Origin of the sequence: Altererythrobacter aquiaggeris, assembly GCF_037154015.1 — a bacterium.
Taxonomy (GTDB): Bacteria; Pseudomonadota; Alphaproteobacteria; order Sphingomonadales; family Sphingomonadaceae; genus Aestuarierythrobacter; species Aestuarierythrobacter aquiaggeris.
Map to the genome: position 1 here is coordinate 1,002,307 of NZ_JBANRL010000001.1, position 16,981 is coordinate 1,019,287.

Consider the following 16,981-nt stretch of genomic DNA (forward strand, 5'->3'; position numbering starts at 1 on the left):
AAATCGGCCATGCCCCCGATTACGACTGGTTCGGAGGAAATGGTGGCGCAGGCCCGGCAACAACACGCGCAAACAAAAGCGCGTTCTCTCATGGAACGCTTTGCCGACATGCGCGCGGCGACTGCAAATCTAGCTGTAAGATTGGGCGATGCCGACGCGACCCTTCAGTCGATGGAAGATGCCAGTCCGGCGAAATGGCATCTGGCGCATACCAATTGGTTCTGGGAAACTTTCCTGCTGCGCGACCATGCGCCTGATTACCGGCTGTTCAACGAAGAATGGCCGTTTCTTTTCAATTCCTATTACGAGGCAGAGGGCGAACGGATTGACCGTTTCTCCCGCGGATTGCTGTCGCGCCCCACGCTGGACGAAATTGGCGATTGGCGGGCCCATGTGAGTGACGCGATGGTGCACCTGCTGGACGATCCAGCGCTAGGCCATCTGGTCGAACTGGGCATTGCGCACGAACAGCAACATCAGGAATTGCTGCTAACCGATATCAAGCACGCGTTTTTCCACAACCCGCTGGCTCCGGCAATGTGGGACGCGGCAGATATCCCGGTCGCACAGTGCGGTGCAGCCGATTGGCACAATCATCCTGGCGGGATCGCATTGGTCGGTCATGATGGCGCTGGTTTCGCGTATGACAATGAAGGGCCGCAGCACCGCGTGATACTTGAACCCTTCGCGCTCGCGCCATCGCTGGTGTCGAATGCCGAATGGTCTGCGTTTATCGCGGATGGCGGTTACGACAATGCTTCGCTCTGGCTTTCCGACGGGTGGGCCTGGGTGCAGCAACAGCGCATCTCGGCGCCGCTTTACTGGGATGACGCCTGCCAGTTCACTCACGCCGGTTGGCAGACGCGCGATCCGCACGCTCCGGTCACCCATATTTCCTATTATGAAGCGGATGCCTTTGCGACATGGGCAGGTGCGCGGTTGCCCACCGAATTCGAATGGGAAGCTATCGCGCAGGAGGATGATTCTGAAGCCGGCAACCAGTTCGATGGCAACGGCGGTATGGTCATGCCGGTCGGCAGCGCCAGTGTGTTTGGCGATTGCTGGCAATTTACGCGCTCGGCATATTTGCCCTATCCGCGGTTCCGTATCGCGGACGGTGCGGTGGGCGAATATAACGGCAAATTCATGTCCGGACAGTTTGTGCTACGCGGTTCCAGCTGCGCCACCGCGCGCGGTCATTCGCGCGCAAGTTATCGCAATTTCTTTTACCCCCACCAACGCTGGCAGTTCACCGGGCTTCGCCTCGCAAAGGATTTATGATGGCCCCAACAGAAGGTTTGAAACTTGTCGAGCGTGACGAAGACGGTATCGACACCGCATTCCGCGCCGATGTGCTCGCGGGACTGGCGCAAGACCAGAAAGCGGTCCCTGCGCGGTGGTTGTATGATGACGCCGGTTCGCAGCTGTTTGAAGATATTACGGGCGTGGAAGAATATTATCCGACCCGCTGCGAGACTGAAATCCTGCGAGAACGCGGAGCGGAATATGCCGCAGCAATCGGGACTGGCCGCGCAGTGGTCGAATTTGGTTCGGGCAGTTCGGTAAAAACCCCCTTGTTGCTGAATGCGATAAAGCCGGGTGCCTACGTGCCGCTTGATATCTCGGGAGACTTTCTGCGCGCGGCGGCGGCTGATCTGGCCAGGCAATTTCCGGGCTTGCCAGTCTATCCCGTCGAAGCCGACTTTACCAAACATGTCGCTTTGCCCGGCGAAGTGTCGGAAATGCCCAAGCTGGGGTTTTTCCCGGGTTCGACGATCGGCAATATGGTTCCGCGCACCGCGGTCGATCTGCTGCGCGAAATGCGCGGCACGCTGGGTAGCGAGGCGATGCTGCTGATCGGGATGGATTTGATCAAGGATGTCGCTGTCCTTGAAGCTGCCTATGACGATGCGAAAGGCGTGACCGCCGCGTTCAACCTCAATCTGGTGCGGCGGATCAACCGCGAACTTGGTGGCGATATCCCGGTTGACAAGTTGCGGCATCTTGCGCGTTGGAACGATTTGTATGCTCGTGTCGAAATGCATCTGGTCGCGCAGGAAGACATGGAATTTACAGTTTCGGACAGCAAATTCGCGATGGCCAGCGGAGAGACAATTCATACCGAAAACAGCCACAAGTTCGATGAACGCAGCGGGTCGGTACTGTTGCTATCGGGCGGCTGGACGCCGCTGGAGCGTTGGACAGACGGCGAGGGGTGCTTCTCGCTGATCTTGGCAAAGGCGGCAATCCCGCGCAGCGCACCTTAAAATACGTTCATGGCATAGATGGTTTGCCAAACCTATATAGCTCGTATGGACGTTAAAACTCTTTGGGATGCAGCGGCGCGGTTGGTTGCTTCCGTGCCGCAATCGGGCTTGTTGATAGCGGTTTTGGCGGCATTGCTGGTCGGTTGGGCCGGTGCGGTGCTGATCAGAAAGGGGTTCGTTCTGGGCCGTTTTATCCGGGCCGGCAGCACGCTTGCGCTCATCGCGATCATGCTGACTGTCGTGCTGCAACTCGCCCGGTTTGATCCGCGCTTCGATATGGTCATGCCGGAAAGCATGGCCGCGCGGCAGCAAGTAACCGGCGGCGAAACGCGTATAACATTGGCGCCGGACGGCCATTTCTGGTTGCGTGCCTCGGTCAACGGTGAACCGGTGAAATTCATGGTCGATACAGGCGCGACTTTGACCGCGCTATCACAAGGGGCAGCGGACCGGGCCGGGCTGGAACCCCGCCGCGGCGGCATCCCGATCCGGTTAAACACCGCAAACGGCGCGGTCGCCGCGCAGCTCAGCACAATCGACGAGCTGCGATTTGGCAATGTCGCCGCGCGCGGCCTCGATGTCGTTATCGCGCCCAATCTGGGCGAGACGAATGTTATCGGGATGAATTTGCTGACACGGCTGGCAAGCTGGCGCGTGGAGGGCCAGACGATGATTCTGGTACCCGGCAATCCCGAGCCCGCGATCGCTGTCGAACAATTGGAATAGTCAGGGCCGATTTTTGAAACAGTAGCTGGCTGGGGCGGCAGGGATCGAACCTGCGAATGCCGCTACCAAAAAGCGGTGCCTTACCACTTGGCGACGCCCCAGCAGCGGGCGCTTCTATAACGCGGCCAGCGACAAAGGAAAGGGGGCGTGGGCCCCCTCATCCAACTATTTTCAAATACCGGTGTTCAGAGGCCTTTTCCGGCGAAGTCGTCCGATCCGTGACGCTCGGGTAATCGACCGTCTTCATCGCCCCAGGTGCGGTTGACCATCTGTGCGCGTTTGATGGCGGGGCGTTCGCCAATTTCCTTTACCCAGCGCGCAACGGATTCGTATTCCCCGATCGAAAGGAAGGTGGTTGCCTCGCCATATATATCGCCGGTGACAAAGGGCGCCAGCCATGGATATGCCGCCATATCGGCGACGCTGTAGGCATCCCCGCCTAGATAGCGTGCGTCTTTCAGGCGTTTATCGGCGACATCGAACAGACGTTTTGTCTCCATTGCGTAGCGGTTGATCGGATATTCGTATTTTTCCGGCGCGTAGGCGTAGAAATGCCCAAATCCGCCGCCGATGAACGGGGCGCTACCGACTTGCCAGAAAAGCCAGCTGAGTACTTCGGCGCGTTCTGCGCCCGCGCCGGGCAAGAACTTGTCGAATTTTTCCGCCATATGCATTAGAATGGCTCCGCTCTCGAACACACGGACCGGCCGGGCCCCTGTGTGATCGACCATGGCCGGAATCTTGGAGTTGGGGTTGATATCGACGAAGCCCGAAGTGAACTGCGCGCCTTCACCGATATTGATCAGCCACGCGTCATATTCTGCATCATTATGGCCCGCTTCCAGCAGCTCCTCGAAAATAATATTGGCTTTCACCCCGTTCGGGGTCGCCAGCGAGTATAGCTGGAACTTGTGCTCACCCACCGGAAGGTCTTTATCCTCGCGCTTACCGGCGGTTGGCGAATTTATAGCAGCAAATTTGCCGCCGTTCTCCGTATCGTTCGTCCATACTTCAGGCGGTGTGTATGCCGGGTCGGCCATCGAAATTTCCTTTTATCTGCTCGCTCCAGTTGGGCAAATGCGCGCGGAACCGCAAGGGCCGGGCGGTGTTTACTATTTCATGACCATGCCCAAGCTCATCTATGTCGACGATTCGCTGCCGGGTATGAGCCGCAAGCGCGCGGGGCGCGGCTGGGCATATTATACCGCGACCGGAGAGCTTGTCAGAGACGCGGCAGAGAAGCAGCGTCTCAATGCAATCGCGCTGCCGCCAGCCTATATTGACGCCTGGTTCTGCCCCGCCGCGAACGGCCATATTCTGGCGACGGGTATCGATGCGAAGGGCCGCAAGCAATATCGCTATCACCCTGATTTTCGCACGATGCGCGAAGGTGAGAAGTTTGACGGCTGCGCGGTCTTTGGCAATTTGCTGCCGTTGGTCCGCAAGCGCGTGACCGACGAGTTGAGAGGGATCAAATTAACACAGGAGCGTGCGATTGCCAGTGTCGTAAGGTTGCTTGATCTGGGTGTCGTGCGCGTTGGTAACGAGGCCTATACCAAAAGTAATGACAGTTACGGCGCGACCACGCTGCGCCAGCGCCACGCCGATATCTCCGGCAACACACTGCGGCTGCGCTATCAGGCGAAGTCGGGCAAAACGCGCGACATCACGGTCAATGACGGCACGCTGGTCCGGTTTGTTAAAAAGATGCAGGATTTGCCGGGCCAGAATCTGTTTCAATATGCCGGCGAGGATGGCGAAACCCACCAAGTGGGATCGTCCGAAGTAAACGATTTTTTGTTCGAGGCGATGGGCGAACGGTTTACTGCAAAGAATTTTCGCACATGGCATGCCAGCGTTCTCGGGTTCGAGATATTGGCCAATGCAGACGAGAAACTTTCGATCAAGGCATTGCTTGAACAAGTGGCACAGCGGCTTGGCAACACGCCCGCGGTTACGCGCAAGAGCTACATCCATCCAGCCGTGATCGACCTCGTGGACCGGCAAGAGGACTGGCGAGAAGGCTTGCGGCTGCCACGCAGCACACAGTGGCTCAGCCGCGAAGAACGGGGCTTGCTCGAACTACTCGAGCAAAGCCCCGATGCTGCGGAATTGCTGGTGGCTGCGTAACTAACCAAGTTTCGCGGCAAGGGTTTCCATTGCTGCGGCCAGCATTGCCTTGCGAGAACCTGCCCCGGCATCCACGAGATGCCCCACATGTACCCGCAGTGCTGCTGCAGTTGCACCATCCTTATGGCCCGCCGTAACATGCGCGTCAGCCGTTCTGATCAGCGCGATGAGACTGGCGGCATCGGCGGGCGCGAAGTCACCGCTGCGCGCAAGCTGATCGACATAAGCCATCGCAACCACAGGCGAATGCGGCCAGCTGACCGGAAACTGCTGCTGCGGATTGAACGTGCTGCCCATGTCGGCCATTTTTGCCGCAGCAATCTCATTTTCTGACAAGTGCTCACTCGGCGTAAGTTCCAACACGTCCAGACCGCGCGCAATTTCGGTGCCGTAAATTTTGCCATTGTACCAATAGGTTGACCAATAACCGCCGACTACGGCTGTTTCATCGCTAACTGGGCCCCGGTCGAAATAAGCGATCTCTTTCGGGTTTGCGCTATCGGTGAAATCAATCACCGACACGCCGCCCTGGTACCAGGCCTGCACGAATATGTCGCGGCCCGGAACGGGAATGATCGAGCCATTGTGCGCGACGCAGTTTTCTTTTTCACCCTGCGCGGCGGGCAGCTTGAAGGTGCCGCCATAAGTCAACTCGCCGCCCTTGATGTCATAGATTGCATCGGCGCCCCAGTTGCGGGGATCCTGAACTCGGCAGCGGGGCCGCGTGCCGCCGCCCCATTCGTCGGTGAAGATTACCTTGGTGCCATCATTATTGAACGTGGCGGAATGCCAATAAGCAAAACCCTTATCGATCACTTCATCAATGCGCTTGGGTGCGCGCGGGTCGCTGATATCGAAAATGATACCATTGCCCGAACACGCGCCTGCTGCGAGGTTCCTGGCCGGGAATACGGTAATATCGTGGCATTGATCGGTGGTGCTGGTTTCCTGCGTACCTTCTCCGTGATCGCCTTCAAGCCACAGGCCAGCGAGACGGCCGGTTTCGGGATCGGCAAATACAGCCGGGCTGTCTATGATGCGCGATTTCGACGGGTCAGCCAGCGGAATTTCAATCACGTCGATACGAAACAGGGCGGTCCGGTCATCACCAGGGACATCGCCAATGCAGCCGGCGAGTTCTTTTTCGGGCCGAACGCCCGCTGTGCCCGAGTTGTAGACTACGATGGATGTTTCGTCCGACGAAACAACCGAATGCGTGTGCGATCCGCGGCAGGTCTGGACCTGGCCGACCTGGCGCGGGTTGGTGAGGTCGGAAATGTCAAAGATGCGCAGGCCGCGGAAGCGGTCAGGACTTACATCACCGTCGATCCCCTGGCCGCCGCAATCGGTTCGCGCGCGAGTCTGCTCGACCGACATGATCAGCATATTGCCGACAATCGACACGTCGCCTTGTCCGCCAGGGCAAACGATCGAGCTGACCAGCTGCGGCGTAGCGGAGTCGGACAGTTTGTAGATGTTGAAGCCGTGAAAATTGCCGGTCACCAGAACGTCGCCGGAAAAGGCCATGTCGCTTTGCATAAAATTCAGCAGTGGAGAGCGGTCGCTGAAAACTGTTCCGGCTTCGGGATCGACATCATTACCGCGTTGCGGCGTTTCGCCCTCCTCCTTTGCGGGCTTCTTTGGCGCAATGCCGGTAGGGTTGGCTGGATCGAAGAATCCGTCCGGCTTGGGCAGGCTCGCGACCAGCACCATGTTGTTGGCGGCCTCACCTGCATCGCGGAAACCCGCAGTGAGCGAAGCACGCGGATCGGCGGACAGCGCGCCCAGCATGGCCGTCATCCGTTCGATTTCGGACTTCTGTTCGGTCATGATCTCATTGGTAAAATCGAACAGAACCGGATCGTAAAGCGAGCCGGATTTCTTTTGCAGTTGCTCGACCATGGCCACTGCTCCTGCATGGTGCGGGATCATCAGCGACAGAAACTGGCGGTCGAATTCCGCGCCTTTGGCATTGGCCAACGCAGCCATTTGGACAGGCGATGCCATGCCTGCCATCACGCCCGACATATCCATCATGGAATGGGCGGCCGGATCAGGCCTCGGCTGGCGGCGTTCGGTGAGCCAGCCTTGCATAAAGGCTATTTCGTCTGCCTGTGAGGCGTCTATCCGGCCAGCCAGTGCGATAATATCGGGATTGTTTGTGCGGCCTTTTACCAGAGCCGACATTTGCGTTGCCTGATAATGATGAGGGATCATGTCCCGTATGAACTTCACATCATCTTCGGTAAAGCGGGTGTCCGCGATCGTCACTGCCTGCTGGGCAGTCAATACTTTTGCATCCTGACCCGGTGCGCCGGGTTGGAGGATTTTAACATCTTGCGCAGCAGCGGTGCCAGCGGCGGCCAGCCCAATCAGAGCGGCGGAATAGCGAAGCCTGGTAATGGTTTTCATGACAGTGTCCCCGGGTTGAAATCGCAGAGAGCCCTTTCACACCGCCGCCGTCAAGCCGGCTAGTCCAGCTTCATCACCCAGTTGTGTGTATCATCCACAGTACCACGCTGAATGCCAACAAGTTTCTCGCGTAATTTCGCGGTCAGTTGTCCCGGTCCGCCTGACCCGATGTCAAATCCGCCATCAGGCCCTTCGACATGGCCCACGGGTGTGACAACCGCCGCGGTGCCGCACGCGAAACACTCGACCAGTTTCCCGCTGGCCGCATCAGCGCGCCACTGGTCGATGGTGTACATTTCCTCGCGGATACTCAGGCCATCGTCGCGGGCGAGCCGGATCAGACTGTCGCGGGTGATACCGGGCAGGATCGTGCCGCCCAGCGGGGGCGTAATGACGCTGCCGTCTTCGAAGCCGAAGAACAGGTTCATGCCGCCAAGCTCCTCGACGTATTTCTTTTCGACTGCATCGAGAAACAGCACCTGGTCATGACCGCGCGCAAAGGCTTCGCCCGTGGGGACCAGGCTGGCTGCGTAATTACCGCCGGTTTTTGCTGCTCCGGTTCCGCCGGGGGCCGCGCGCGAATAGTCGCTGATCCAGATCGAGACGGCTGGCGCGCCGGACTTGAAATAATTTCCCGCTGGGCTGGCGATAACGATAAATTTGTACTGCGTCGCAGGACGCACACCAAGAAATGCCTCGCTCGCAAACATAAAGGGCCGCAGATAAAGCGAACCGCCTTCGACTGCGGGGAACCAGTCCTTATCCACCTCGACCAGCTTGCGAACCGATTCGATAAACAGCTCTTCCGGCAACTCGGGCATTGCCATGCGCTCGGCAGATCTGTTGAACCGCGCCGCATTGGCTTCGGGACGGAACAGGGCCTTGCCGCCGTCAACCTGCTGGTAGGCTTTCATGCCTTCGAAAATTTCCTGCGCATAATGCAGCACGGATGTCGCGGGATCGAGCGCGATTGGACGCCGCGGACCAATTGTGGCGTCATGCCAGCCGCGCCCTTCGGTGTAATCGATCATTACCATGTGATCGGTGAACAGCTTACCGAAGCCCGGATCGACCAGAGCAGCAGCACGCACTTCCGCAGGTGTGGGGGCGGGATGGACGATTTGGGTAAAGGTTAGCGGGGCTGCCATCGCGTATGTCCTCAAAGCTCTGGTCAGCGCGGTTAAGGTGTCGCGAGTTTAGGCGCAAGTCCTGTGCGGATGCGTGATACTATACATACCCAAAATGAGAAGGGCCGCGCCGGCAGATGCCAGTGCGACCCTTCACATGGTCAGCGGCCGGAAGTGCCGCCCACGTCGACTTTATCCCGGGTTACCGGCGATAATTCTCCGTGCGGAACTGTACCGACCCTCTTTCTGAACCATGAGACATCGGATCACCTCCTTTCGCGCTTTGAAAGCCAAGACTCCGCCGATCACCGGAGAAGCCAAGACCTGCGTGTACCGCTGGCCTTGCAAAGAAGATGAGTCATCTTTGTTTCAAACGCAAGACTTGAAATAGACTTTTTCCCCGTCAGAATAGCACGCTCCGGAGAAAGGGCGGCTGAAGCTCTAACGGCAATCTTCCATCACACGCGTCACTTCGGGCCAGGCTGGCAGGTACAAGGTTGCCATACCGGGCACTTCGATACCGAACCTTCCCTTGGAAAAAGCCATTGCATCGATCAAAGGATCCTGCGCGGGAACTGCCGCGCTTACGGCTGCGGTGTCATTGGCTGGCTGCGCGGTTACCGTGCGGTCGGCCGTCTCTGTTCTGACAGTCATCAGAACATCGGACGAAGCCTGCGCGCCGTGGCGCGACAGGATAATCCGGCGCGATGCTGCCATGCATCCGAGACTGAACTGGCGCACGCCGGAAGGCGTCACGAAGTTGGCAATTGTCCCGCCATCGACCGCATTGTACGACCAGTCACCCGCCGTCGCAGGCATATCCATCCAACTGGTTAGGGCCGGCGTTGGCAGCGGGGTCGCCGCAGGAGGCTGCGCAGGCCTGGCGCTTGAGGGCGGCGCTGGCGCAGGCGCGGGCGGCTTTGCCGGCGGAACGCAGCAAGCCAATGTCAGCACGGTCAGAATTGCGCCTGCACGTTTGGTTTTATTCGAATTGGTCATTTTTGCTCCATCGGTGCGATCCGGGCTTGGCGCAAGTCAACAATGCACGGTAGGGCACTTCGGGTCCATGCCAACCAGAATTCGCCTCGATCATTTGCTTGTCGCCCGCGGCCTCGCGGAAAGCCGTACCCGCGCACAAGCGCTGGTTATGGCGGGTCTGGTATTTTCCGGTGAGACAAAGCTGCTGAAATCGGGCCAGCAAATGGCCGAAGATGCGCCGCTTGACGTGCGTGGGCGCGATCATCCGTGGGTAAGTCGCGGCGGGATCAAGCTGGCTCATGCGCTGGAAAACTTCGCGCTTGATCCAGTAGGGGTTACCGCAATGGACGTAGGCAGCTCGACTGGCGGGTTCACAGACGTTTTGCTGCAAGGCGGGGCAGACCATGTTTTGGCGGTCGATTCCGGCACCAATCAGCTGGCCTGGAAGCTGCGCCAGGATGCCCGGGTTACCGTGATGGAGCAGACCAGCGCACGCATACTCACCGCCGGTATGTTGCCCCGCGCCTATAACTGGGTGGTATGTGACGCATCCTTTATTGCTTTGCGTAAAGTGTTGGAAATTCCGCTTAAACTGGCCATGCAACAATGCCAGTTGGTCGCCTTGATCAAGCCGCAATTCGAAGTCGAGCGCGGCGAGGTGGGCAAGGGAGGGGTCGTCCGCGATCCTGCATTGCACGAACGGGTTTGTGCCGATGCAAGCGCTTGGCTGGGGGAAGCGGGTTGGGACATTCAGGGCATAACGCAAAGCCCGATCACAGGGCCGGAAGGTAATGTCGAATTCCTGATTGCAGCGCGGCGGGGCTGAGTCATCCCGGTGCGGAACACTCTGTTACTGCAAGTTGCGCGTTACGCACAATCACGACACTATCGTTTGCGAATCAGTGCAAGGGTATTTCCATGAGTGTATTGGCGTCTCCGGGGCAATTACGGGCCAGCTTCTTCCGCTGGGCGCTGTTTACTGTGCCGCTAGTCATGTTGCTCGGGTTTATGTCCGGACGGATCGTTCAGGGCGGCCCCGGCAACGAATGGTTCGATGCTTTGACCAAGCCGGAAATTTTCCCAAATCCCGCATTATTCGGAATTGTGTGGACCGTGATGTTCTTTCTGATGGGACTCTCGCTGGCTCTGGTTTGCGCAGCCTGGGGGGCAAGGGTACGAACCGCAGCGATTACGGCCTTTGCGGTTCAATTCATGTTTGTGCTGGCATGGACACCAGTATTCTTCGGCGCTCATGAAATCACCGGCGCCCTCGTGGTGATAGGCGTGCTGGTGATACTGGTCATCGGCACCACTGCTCTGTTCTGGCAGGTCCGCAGGCTCGCTGCTTTGTTGTTGTTGCCATATCTCGCATGGGTGATTTTCGCGGCGACATTGAATTGGCAGTTCCTTGAACTCAACCCCGATGCCGATGGTGCAGAAGCGCCAAGTTCGGTCCAGCGTTTCGAAATATAATCCTTCCCGGCCAAAATGGACTTGCCCAAACGCGCCCGGATGACCACATAAAGACCATGCAAAGCCACAACCCCATGATTTCCGACTTCGTCAAAATGATGAACTCCGCCGCCGGCACTTTTGCCGGTATGACCCGCGAAGCCCGCGAGGCGGCGCGTGAACGGGTGAAAGAAGCGGTCGGCGGAATGGAATTTGTCAGCCGCGAAGAATTCGACGCGGTAAAGGATATGGCGGGCAAGGCACGCGAACAGAACGAAGCGCTGGCTGCGCGTGTCAGTGCATTAGAGGCCAAGCTTTCAAAGTAAGCTCCCCCTTACGGCGCCGGACTTTATCTGGGGCCGGCATTGTGCCATTCTTGCCCGGCAGCATATCCAGTTGCGTATCAGGGGGAACGACACATGAGCAGGGAAGACGAAACCAATCAACTGGTCGATGACGGGATTGGCTTTGCCGAAGATTTGCTTGTCAAACATGGCGAATTTTTGCCTTACGGCATGGTCATGAAGTTGGACGGCGCCACGCAGTTCGTCGCTGCCGACACGGGCGAGGAACAACCCGCTTCGCAAGATGCGATCGACGCTCTGCGCGCAATTTTCCAGACCATGGCGAAAGACGGCGCAATCCGCTGCAGCGCGGTGTTTCACGATGTGAAGACGAAACTGCCCGACAGCGGCGAGGATGCTGACGCCATCGCCGCAGCAATCGATCATATCGATGATTATTCGGTCACCGTGCTGTATCCCTATCAGGTGATGGGCGAACAGGTGGGTTATGCGCCGTGTTTCGCCGTCGCGGGGAAAGGCGGCATTTTCGACTAATCTTGCCGCTCGAGAAATTCCGCCAACGATGCGAAATAACGTTCGGTATCGTCCCGCATCGACAGATGGCTCCCCTTGAGGGGCATCGGCATATTCGCCCGCAGGCATTTCCATTGCCATTTTCAAAATATGGACTGGATCCATCGTGTCATGACGGGCTGCGATAACCAGCTTGGGGACAGTTGTTTTTTCGAGATCGGCAAAGCGATCCCATAGCGCCAGCAATCCACATGCGCCCAATTCGCTCGTGCCCTGCATCGGAAAATATCTCGAAATGTTCGTGGGTCGCCCCGGTCCCCTGCGCAGCAGGAGCAGCTTCAGTTGCGGATTTGCACCGACAGGGTTGGTCCAGACTTCGTGCGGACTATCGGGCGTTTGAATAGTTATGCGCTGCTCGTTAGACGCCTCATCCGCGAACGCGGTGGCAGCCGGAAACAAGCAGCCGAGCGAAATTCCCGCTACGCACCGTTTTCATAAATACTATCATCCCGGTATTCCCCTCGGGCATAAACTTGAACAAACCCAGTCAATGGCAAGGCGGTGCGCAGCATCTTGCTTGTGCGGCCCGTTCGCGCCACATCAACGCCTATGAATTTGCGCGCTCCCGCCATCATGCTTGCCGCGCGGCTGCACGGCGAAACTGCTGTAATCGGACGGTTTCTGACTGCCGAGCATGGGCTGCTGGCTGGCTATGTCGCGGGCGGACGTGGGCGCAATCTGCGGCCCGTCGTAATCCCGGGCAATCTGGTCGCGCTTGATCTGCACGCGAAATCAGACAGCCAGTTGCCCTTCGCCAAAGTGGAACTGGTGGAGAGCCGGGCACCATGGCTGTCCGAACCGCTGCCCGCAGCCGCCATCGAGTGGTGCTGCGCGCTGACAGCGACAGCCTTGCTCGAACGGCAGGCCTATCCCAGCCTGTACGAAGCGCTCGACGGGTTGTTGACAGCAATCTGCCACGCCCCCTCGGCACGCGGGTGGGCCAGCGCATTGGTCGGCTATGAGACGTTGCTGCTGCGCGAATTGGGATATGGCGGCGGGGTTCGGCTGGTGAGTGAAGACTGGCCGACAATCCTTATGGCGTTCGACAAGCTCGCGCTGCCGCTTGAACGCTACCTGCTTGCCGACCGGCGCGGCGATGTTATGGCGGCGCGTGCGCTGCTGAGGGCGCGGCTGGGACGGATTTCCGAATGAAGATAGCATTGCTCCCCGGTGACGGGATCGGTCCTGATATCATCGAACAGGCGCGCCGCGTGCTCGACGCCTTGCGTTTGCCGCAGGTCACATGGTTCGAAGGTGATGTCGGCGGCGCAGGCTATAAACGCCACGGCCACCCCCTTCCGCCCGAAACGCTCGCAATGGCAAAAGCTGCCGATGCGGTATTGTTCGGAGCGGTGGGTGATCCAGAATGCGATGCATTGGCGCGGCAATTGCGGCCCGAACAGGCCATCCTCGGCCTGCGTCGCGAGCTGGGGCTGTTTTCTAATTTGCGGCCGGCTAAAGTGTTCGCCGGTCTGGAAAATATGTCTGGCCTGAAGCCTGAGCTTGCCGGTGCTATCGACCTGTTGATTGTCCGCGAGCTAAACGGCGATGTCTATTTTGGCGAAAAAGGTCAGCGTATAACCGTGGACGGGCGCCGCGAGGGCTGGGATGCGATGTCCTATGCCGAGGACGAGGTTCGCCGGATCGCGCATTCGGCATTTCGCGCGGCGGGCAAGCGGGGCAATAAATTATGCAGCGTGGACAAGGCCAATGTGCTGGAAACCAGCCAGCTGTGGCGCGATGTCGTGATCGAAACCGCTGGGCAATATCCCGATGTCGCGCTCAGCCACATGTATGTCGATAATGCCGCGATGCAGCTGGTCAAGGATCCGGGCCAGTTCGATGTCATCGTGACCGGCAACCTGTTTGGCGATATTCTGTCCGATCTCGCGAGTATGTGCGTCGGCTCGATCGGCCTTCTCGCCAGTGCCTCGCTGGGGGAGCGGCAGACGCAGTTCGGAACGTTTGGCCTGTACGAGCCGATCCATGGCAGTGCGCCCGATATTGCGGGCGAGGGCAAGGCAAATCCGATCGCGACGATCCTGTCCTCCGCGATGATGCTGCGTCACAGTTTTGGACGTAAGGATGATGCCGCACGGATTGAAGCAGCGGTGGCGAAAACATTGGGCGACGGCATCCATGGCGGCGATCTGGGCGGAAGCTACGGCACGGTCGCAATTGGCGACGCGGTGCTGGAGCGGCTGTAAATTCTCGACCTGGCGATCATCCTGCCCACGTTGAACGAGCGCGGCAATATCGCGCCGCTGGTTGCGCGGCTTGATGCGGCGCTAGTGGGACTTCGCTGGGAAGCGATTGTGGTTGATGACAACAGTGCTGATGGCACCGCCGAAGCGGTTCGCAAGCTGGCGCAGCGTGATCGGCGGATCAGAGTGATCGAACGGTTTGGCAGGCGCGGATTGGCTTCAGCCGCAATCGAGGGAATGTGCGCCACCGCAGCGCCATTCGTTGCGGTCATGGATGCGGACCACCAGCACGATCCCGCGGTGCTGAGAGCGATGCTGGAAAGCGTGCGCGAAGGTCATGCGGAAGTGGCAATTGGCTCGCGTTTTGCCGAAGGCGCGGATGCCGATGGTTTGGCGGACACCGCGCGGCAAAGAGTATCCGTTCTGGCCAACGCGTTGGCGCGGCGCATCACTGGCACCAGACTGACCGACCCGATGAGCGGATTTTTTCTGTTACGGACGGACTTGGCGCGCAATCTGGCGCCGCGACTGTCAGGCCTCGGATTCAAGATTTTGCTCGATATTCTCGCCGCCGCGCCTGCCCCGCTACGCGTGAGCGAATTTCCGATCCGCTTCGGTGAACGGCTGTCTGGGGCCAGCAAGCTCGACCGCGCAGTTGCGTTCGAATTTCTGGTGGGAATTTACGACCGTCTGTTCGGCCGGGTCATCCCCACCCGTTACGCGCTGTTCGGCACAGTAGGCGCGCTGGGAGTGCTCGTGCACCTTGCTGTGCTGGGGATGGTTTTTCGCTTCGCTGGCGAAGGTTTCGCAATGTCCCAGGGGATTGCCGTGTTGGCGGCGATGACCTTCAATTTTTGGCTTAATAACTGGCTGACCTACCGTGACCAGCGGTTGAGCGGTTTTGGCGCGTTGTTCAGGGGCTGGTTGGGGTTTTGCGCCGCGTGTTCGGTGGGGGCATTCGCCAATGTTGCGGCAGCCAGCCTGCTCGAGGCCCGAGGGGTATATTGGGCGCTAGCCGCTCTGACAGGGATCATGCTGGGGTCAGTCTGGAATTATGCGCTGTCGAGCCGTTTTGTGTGGGGCAGGTTCCGCTAGATCCAGCTGTCGAACCATGTCCAGTTTTTGAAACTGCCAGGACCTGCCAGAGCAGCCGCGGTCAGAATCGGATAGAAATATCCGAAAATTGCCGCGCTGGACGCCAAAACAACTGGTCCAGGCCAGACTTGCCCACGCTTCCACGTTTCGCCGAGAACCAATGCCAATGCAGCGAGCAAAAAACAGCTCGGAAGGAAAAAGTGGTAGTAAAACTGGACGGGTTTCGCCGCGATAATCCAGAAGCCGAAGCTTACAGCGAAGAGCACGGCCACCGCCAGTGCATCGCGGCGGCCGCGGAAAATCCCGACCCAAGCGCACCAGAGCAATGCTGGCAAACCGAGCAGCATCGTCAGCGGATTACCGATCAGCATCACGCCTCTTTGCGCGCCATCGACCGGATCCCACAAATACCAGATTGCGCGGCGGTTGATGATCCAGTCCTCCCAATTGCTTTGGTAAGGATGCGCGCCTTTGACGCCTTGTTGCAGATCGAGAATGACGTGCTGGAACGCGATAAGATCGTCCGGCGAGACGGCGTCCTTTGCATAGAAAAATGCAGGGATGAACGTGGCCGCATACACTGCCAGCGGTAAAATTCCCAGCCACACCGCAGCCTCCGGCAATCCGACGCCCGGAACGGGTGCGCCGCGCGTGTTCAACAGCCGGGAGAAGCCGCAAGCTTGCCAGCGAATGACCAGAAACGAGATGCCCGGCAGTATAGCCAGCGCGGCGGCGTTCCACTTCGATCCCATCGCCAGACCTAGCGCAGCGCCTGCAACAGCCAGCCGCAGCCTGCCATTTTCGGGTTCCCGAATGGCTTTGGCAAACTGCCATAGGGCGATCAGGCAAAACGCCACCATGAAAACATCGAGCATGGCAATGCGCGCATGGATGATCAGGTGGAAACCCGTGGCGAGCAAAATTCCGAGCGCGATTGTGGCAAACCGGTCACAACTGCCAAACCAGAGCGCGCGCATTGCGGCATAAAGAGCAACCGATCCCGCTATCGCCGAAATTATCCTCCAGCCGATCGCATTGTCGCCAAACAAGACAATGCCGAGCGCGATCAATTGCTTGCCGAACAAAGGGTGTTCGCGATTGAGCGGCTCGGACAATTCGAGGATAGCCCGCGCGGCAGGCAGATAGTGCACCTCGTCAAAATATGGCGTGGTCGGAATCCCGAGCCGGATGAGCGTCAGGCCAAAAAACAACAACGCCAGCATCCGGCACCAGCCAAGCGGGTCGGCAGGTCTGGCAGGCGCTTGGCTCATCGCAGACGAGCGATAGGTGGCGTGCGGTGTCGCGGCAAGCAGATAGCGCGATTCAGCCGAGCGGATGCCCAAACCGACGAATTGTTCAGTCTTGTGCAATGTTCCAGCGGAGAAGGGCGTACATTCCATCGTAATGCGGAACTTTTCGTTTCCGCGTTGGTTAGGTCATTGAATATCATGAAAGAAGGTCGCACTATGAAACTTAAATCACTCACTCTCGCAACCGCATCCGCTGCGCTTGCACTCGCTCCTGTTGCTGCGCAAGCCGCTTCGTCGGATCGTTCGGCTGCACCCTCCGCGCAGTCCAGCGAACTGGGCCGTCAGGGCACCATTGGTCCCGCTTTGATTGTCATCGCCCTCGCGGCTATCGGCATGGGCATCCTGCTCATTTCCGACGATGATGACGACAGCCCAGCCAGCGCCTGATCCTGCGCAGACTGC

General features: G+C 58.7%; 17 protein-coding genes and 1 tRNA gene. 12 read left to right on the plus strand and 6 right to left on the minus strand.

The window, feature by feature from the left end; genetic code table 11:
- Positions 1-90 precede the first annotated feature (90 nt).
- The 3 genes from egtB to WFP06_RS04880 are packed head-to-tail and all read left to right on the plus strand — an operon-like array spanning position 91 to position 2,993.
- Complete coding sequence (gene egtB / locus WFP06_RS04870) at positions 91-1,281, plus strand: ergothioneine biosynthesis protein EgtB (protein WP_336986114.1); 1,191 nt, start codon at positions 91-93, stop codon at positions 1,279-1,281.
- On the plus strand, positions 1,281-2,267 hold the full coding sequence (gene egtD, locus WFP06_RS04875) for an L-histidine N(alpha)-methyltransferase (protein ID WP_336987630.1): 987 nt from the start codon (positions 1,281-1,283) through the stop codon (positions 2,265-2,267). The genes egtB and egtD overlap by 1 nt, the downstream gene beginning before the upstream one ends.
- Positions 2,268-2,312: 45 nt before the next feature.
- Positions 2,313-2,993, plus strand: coding sequence for a retropepsin-like aspartic protease family protein (locus WFP06_RS04880; protein ID WP_336986115.1), 681 nt, complete (start codon positions 2,313-2,315; stop codon positions 2,991-2,993).
- A gap of 26 nt (positions 2,994-3,019) precedes the next feature.
- On the opposite strand, the gene WFP06_RS04885 is transcribed toward WFP06_RS04880, so the two are convergent.
- Positions 3,020-3,094: transfer RNA gene (locus WFP06_RS04885), tRNA-Gln, on the minus strand.
- An 84-nt stretch (positions 3,095-3,178) separates the two neighbouring features.
- Positions 3,179-4,033, minus strand: a complete 855-nt coding sequence (gene yghU / locus WFP06_RS04890) for a glutathione-dependent disulfide-bond oxidoreductase (RefSeq protein ID WP_336986116.1) — start codon at positions 4,031-4,033, stop codon at positions 3,179-3,181.
- 37 nt (positions 4,034-4,070) lie between these two features.
- Here yghU and WFP06_RS04895 point away from each other — a divergent pair, with 37 nt between their 5' ends.
- Positions 4,071-5,123, plus strand: a complete 1,053-nt coding sequence (locus tag WFP06_RS04895; protein WP_336986117.1) for a DNA topoisomerase IB — start codon at positions 4,071-4,073, stop codon at positions 5,121-5,123.
- On the opposite strand, the gene WFP06_RS04900 is transcribed toward WFP06_RS04895, so the two are convergent.
- The 3 genes from WFP06_RS04900 to WFP06_RS04910 all read right to left on the minus strand — a co-directional run bounded on the left by WFP06_RS04900 (position 5,124) and on the right by WFP06_RS04910 (position 9,661).
- Positions 5,124-7,535 carry a DUF305 domain-containing protein gene (locus tag WFP06_RS04900; protein ID WP_336986118.1) on the minus strand — a complete coding sequence of 804 codons (2,412 nt, stop codon included), beginning with the start codon at positions 7,533-7,535 and terminating at the stop codon, positions 5,124-5,126.
- Positions 7,536-7,594: 59 nt separating this feature from the next.
- Positions 7,595-8,683 carry a branched-chain amino acid aminotransferase gene (locus WFP06_RS04905; protein WP_336986119.1) on the minus strand — a complete coding sequence of 363 codons (1,089 nt, stop codon included), beginning with the start codon at positions 8,681-8,683 and terminating at the stop codon, positions 7,595-7,597.
- A 420-nt stretch (positions 8,684-9,103) separates the two neighbouring features.
- Positions 9,104-9,661 (minus strand): hypothetical protein, encoded by a 558-nt coding sequence (locus tag WFP06_RS04910; protein ID WP_336986120.1) that lies wholly within the window; start codon positions 9,659-9,661, stop codon positions 9,104-9,106.
- Positions 9,662-9,728: 67 nt separating this feature from the next.
- Here WFP06_RS04910 and WFP06_RS04915 point away from each other — a divergent pair, with 67 nt between their 5' ends.
- The 7 genes from WFP06_RS04915 to WFP06_RS04945 all read left to right on the plus strand — a co-directional run bounded on the left by WFP06_RS04915 (position 9,729) and on the right by WFP06_RS04945 (position 15,269).
- On the plus strand, positions 9,729-10,466 hold the full coding sequence (locus tag WFP06_RS04915) for a TlyA family RNA methyltransferase (RefSeq protein ID WP_336986121.1): 738 nt from the start codon (positions 9,729-9,731) through the stop codon (positions 10,464-10,466).
- Between the two features lie 92 nt (positions 10,467-10,558).
- Positions 10,559-11,113: a TspO/MBR family protein gene (locus WFP06_RS04920; protein WP_336986122.1), complete on the plus strand. Its 555-nt coding sequence runs from the start codon at positions 10,559-10,561 to the stop codon at positions 11,111-11,113.
- Between the two features lie 56 nt (positions 11,114-11,169).
- Positions 11,170-11,418, plus strand: a complete 249-nt coding sequence (locus tag WFP06_RS04925) for an accessory factor UbiK family protein (RefSeq protein WP_336986123.1) — start codon at positions 11,170-11,172, stop codon at positions 11,416-11,418.
- A 93-nt stretch (positions 11,419-11,511) separates the two neighbouring features.
- The gene (locus tag WFP06_RS04930) at positions 11,512-11,931 is read left to right on the plus strand and encodes a hypothetical protein (RefSeq protein ID WP_336986124.1); all 420 of its coding nucleotides are present in this window, start codon (positions 11,512-11,514) and stop codon (positions 11,929-11,931) included.
- Positions 11,932-12,519: 588 nt separating this feature from the next.
- Complete coding sequence (gene recO, locus WFP06_RS04935) at positions 12,520-13,122, plus strand: DNA repair protein RecO (protein WP_336986125.1); 603 nt, start codon at positions 12,520-12,522, stop codon at positions 13,120-13,122.
- Complete coding sequence (leuB, locus tag WFP06_RS04940) at positions 13,119-14,177, plus strand: 3-isopropylmalate dehydrogenase (protein WP_336986126.1); 1,059 nt, start codon at positions 13,119-13,121, stop codon at positions 14,175-14,177. The genes recO and leuB overlap by 4 nt, the downstream gene beginning before the upstream one ends.
- A gap of 18 nt (positions 14,178-14,195) precedes the next feature.
- On the plus strand, positions 14,196-15,269 hold the full coding sequence (locus WFP06_RS04945) for a glycosyltransferase family 2 protein (RefSeq protein ID WP_336987631.1): 1,074 nt from the start codon (positions 14,196-14,198) through the stop codon (positions 15,267-15,269).
- Here the strand turns inward: WFP06_RS04945 and WFP06_RS04950 are convergent.
- Positions 15,266-16,639, minus strand: coding sequence for a phospholipid carrier-dependent glycosyltransferase (locus tag WFP06_RS04950; RefSeq protein WP_336986127.1), 1,374 nt, complete (start codon positions 16,637-16,639; stop codon positions 15,266-15,268). The two genes, WFP06_RS04945 and WFP06_RS04950, sit on opposite strands and share 4 nt — an antisense overlap.
- Before the next feature lie 96 nt (positions 16,640-16,735).
- Between WFP06_RS04950 and WFP06_RS04955 the strand changes: the two genes are divergently transcribed.
- Entirely contained in the window at positions 16,736-16,966 is a 231-nt protein-coding gene (locus tag WFP06_RS04955) for a hypothetical protein (RefSeq protein WP_336986128.1), read from the plus strand.
- Positions 16,967-16,981: the final 15 nt, after the last annotated feature.

What these genes read in the sequence shown, in the direction of transcription:
- recO (WP_336986125.1), top strand. Translation starts at nt 12,520, where the DNA reads ATGAATTTGCGCGCTCCCGCCATCATGCTTGCCGCGCGGCTGCACGGC.
- egtB (WP_336986114.1), top strand. Translation starts at nt 91, where the DNA reads ATGGAACGCTTTGCCGACATGCGCGCGGCGACTGCAAATCTAGCTGTA.
- yghU (WP_336986116.1), bottom strand. Translation starts at nt 4,033, where the DNA reads ATGGCCGACCCGGCATACACACCGCCTGAAGTATGGACGAACGATACG.
- WFP06_RS04920 (WP_336986122.1), top strand. Translation starts at nt 10,559, where the DNA reads ATGAGTGTATTGGCGTCTCCGGGGCAATTACGGGCCAGCTTCTTCCGC.
- WFP06_RS04900 (WP_336986118.1), bottom strand. Translation starts at nt 7,535, where the DNA reads ATGAAAACCATTACCAGGCTTCGCTATTCCGCCGCTCTGATTGGGCTG.
- egtD (WP_336987630.1), top strand. Translation starts at nt 1,281, where the DNA reads ATGGCCCCAACAGAAGGTTTGAAACTTGTCGAGCGTGACGAAGACGGT.
- WFP06_RS04915 (WP_336986121.1), top strand. Translation starts at nt 9,729, where the DNA reads ATGCCAACCAGAATTCGCCTCGATCATTTGCTTGTCGCCCGCGGCCTC.
- WFP06_RS04905 (WP_336986119.1), bottom strand. Translation starts at nt 8,683, where the DNA reads ATGGCAGCCCCGCTAACCTTTACCCAAATCGTCCATCCCGCCCCCACA.
- WFP06_RS04910 (WP_336986120.1), bottom strand. Translation starts at nt 9,661, where the DNA reads ATGACCAATTCGAATAAAACCAAACGTGCAGGCGCAATTCTGACCGTG.
- WFP06_RS04895 (WP_336986117.1), top strand. Translation starts at nt 4,071, where the DNA reads ATGCGCGCGGAACCGCAAGGGCCGGGCGGTGTTTACTATTTCATGACC.
- WFP06_RS04925 (WP_336986123.1), top strand. Translation starts at nt 11,170, where the DNA reads ATGCAAAGCCACAACCCCATGATTTCCGACTTCGTCAAAATGATGAAC.
- WFP06_RS04955 (WP_336986128.1), top strand. Translation starts at nt 16,736, where the DNA reads ATGAAACTTAAATCACTCACTCTCGCAACCGCATCCGCTGCGCTTGCA.
- leuB (WP_336986126.1), top strand. Translation starts at nt 13,119, where the DNA reads ATGAAGATAGCATTGCTCCCCGGTGACGGGATCGGTCCTGATATCATC.
- WFP06_RS04880 (WP_336986115.1), top strand. Translation starts at nt 2,313, where the DNA reads ATGGACGTTAAAACTCTTTGGGATGCAGCGGCGCGGTTGGTTGCTTCC.
- WFP06_RS04930 (WP_336986124.1), top strand. Translation starts at nt 11,512, where the DNA reads ATGAGCAGGGAAGACGAAACCAATCAACTGGTCGATGACGGGATTGGC.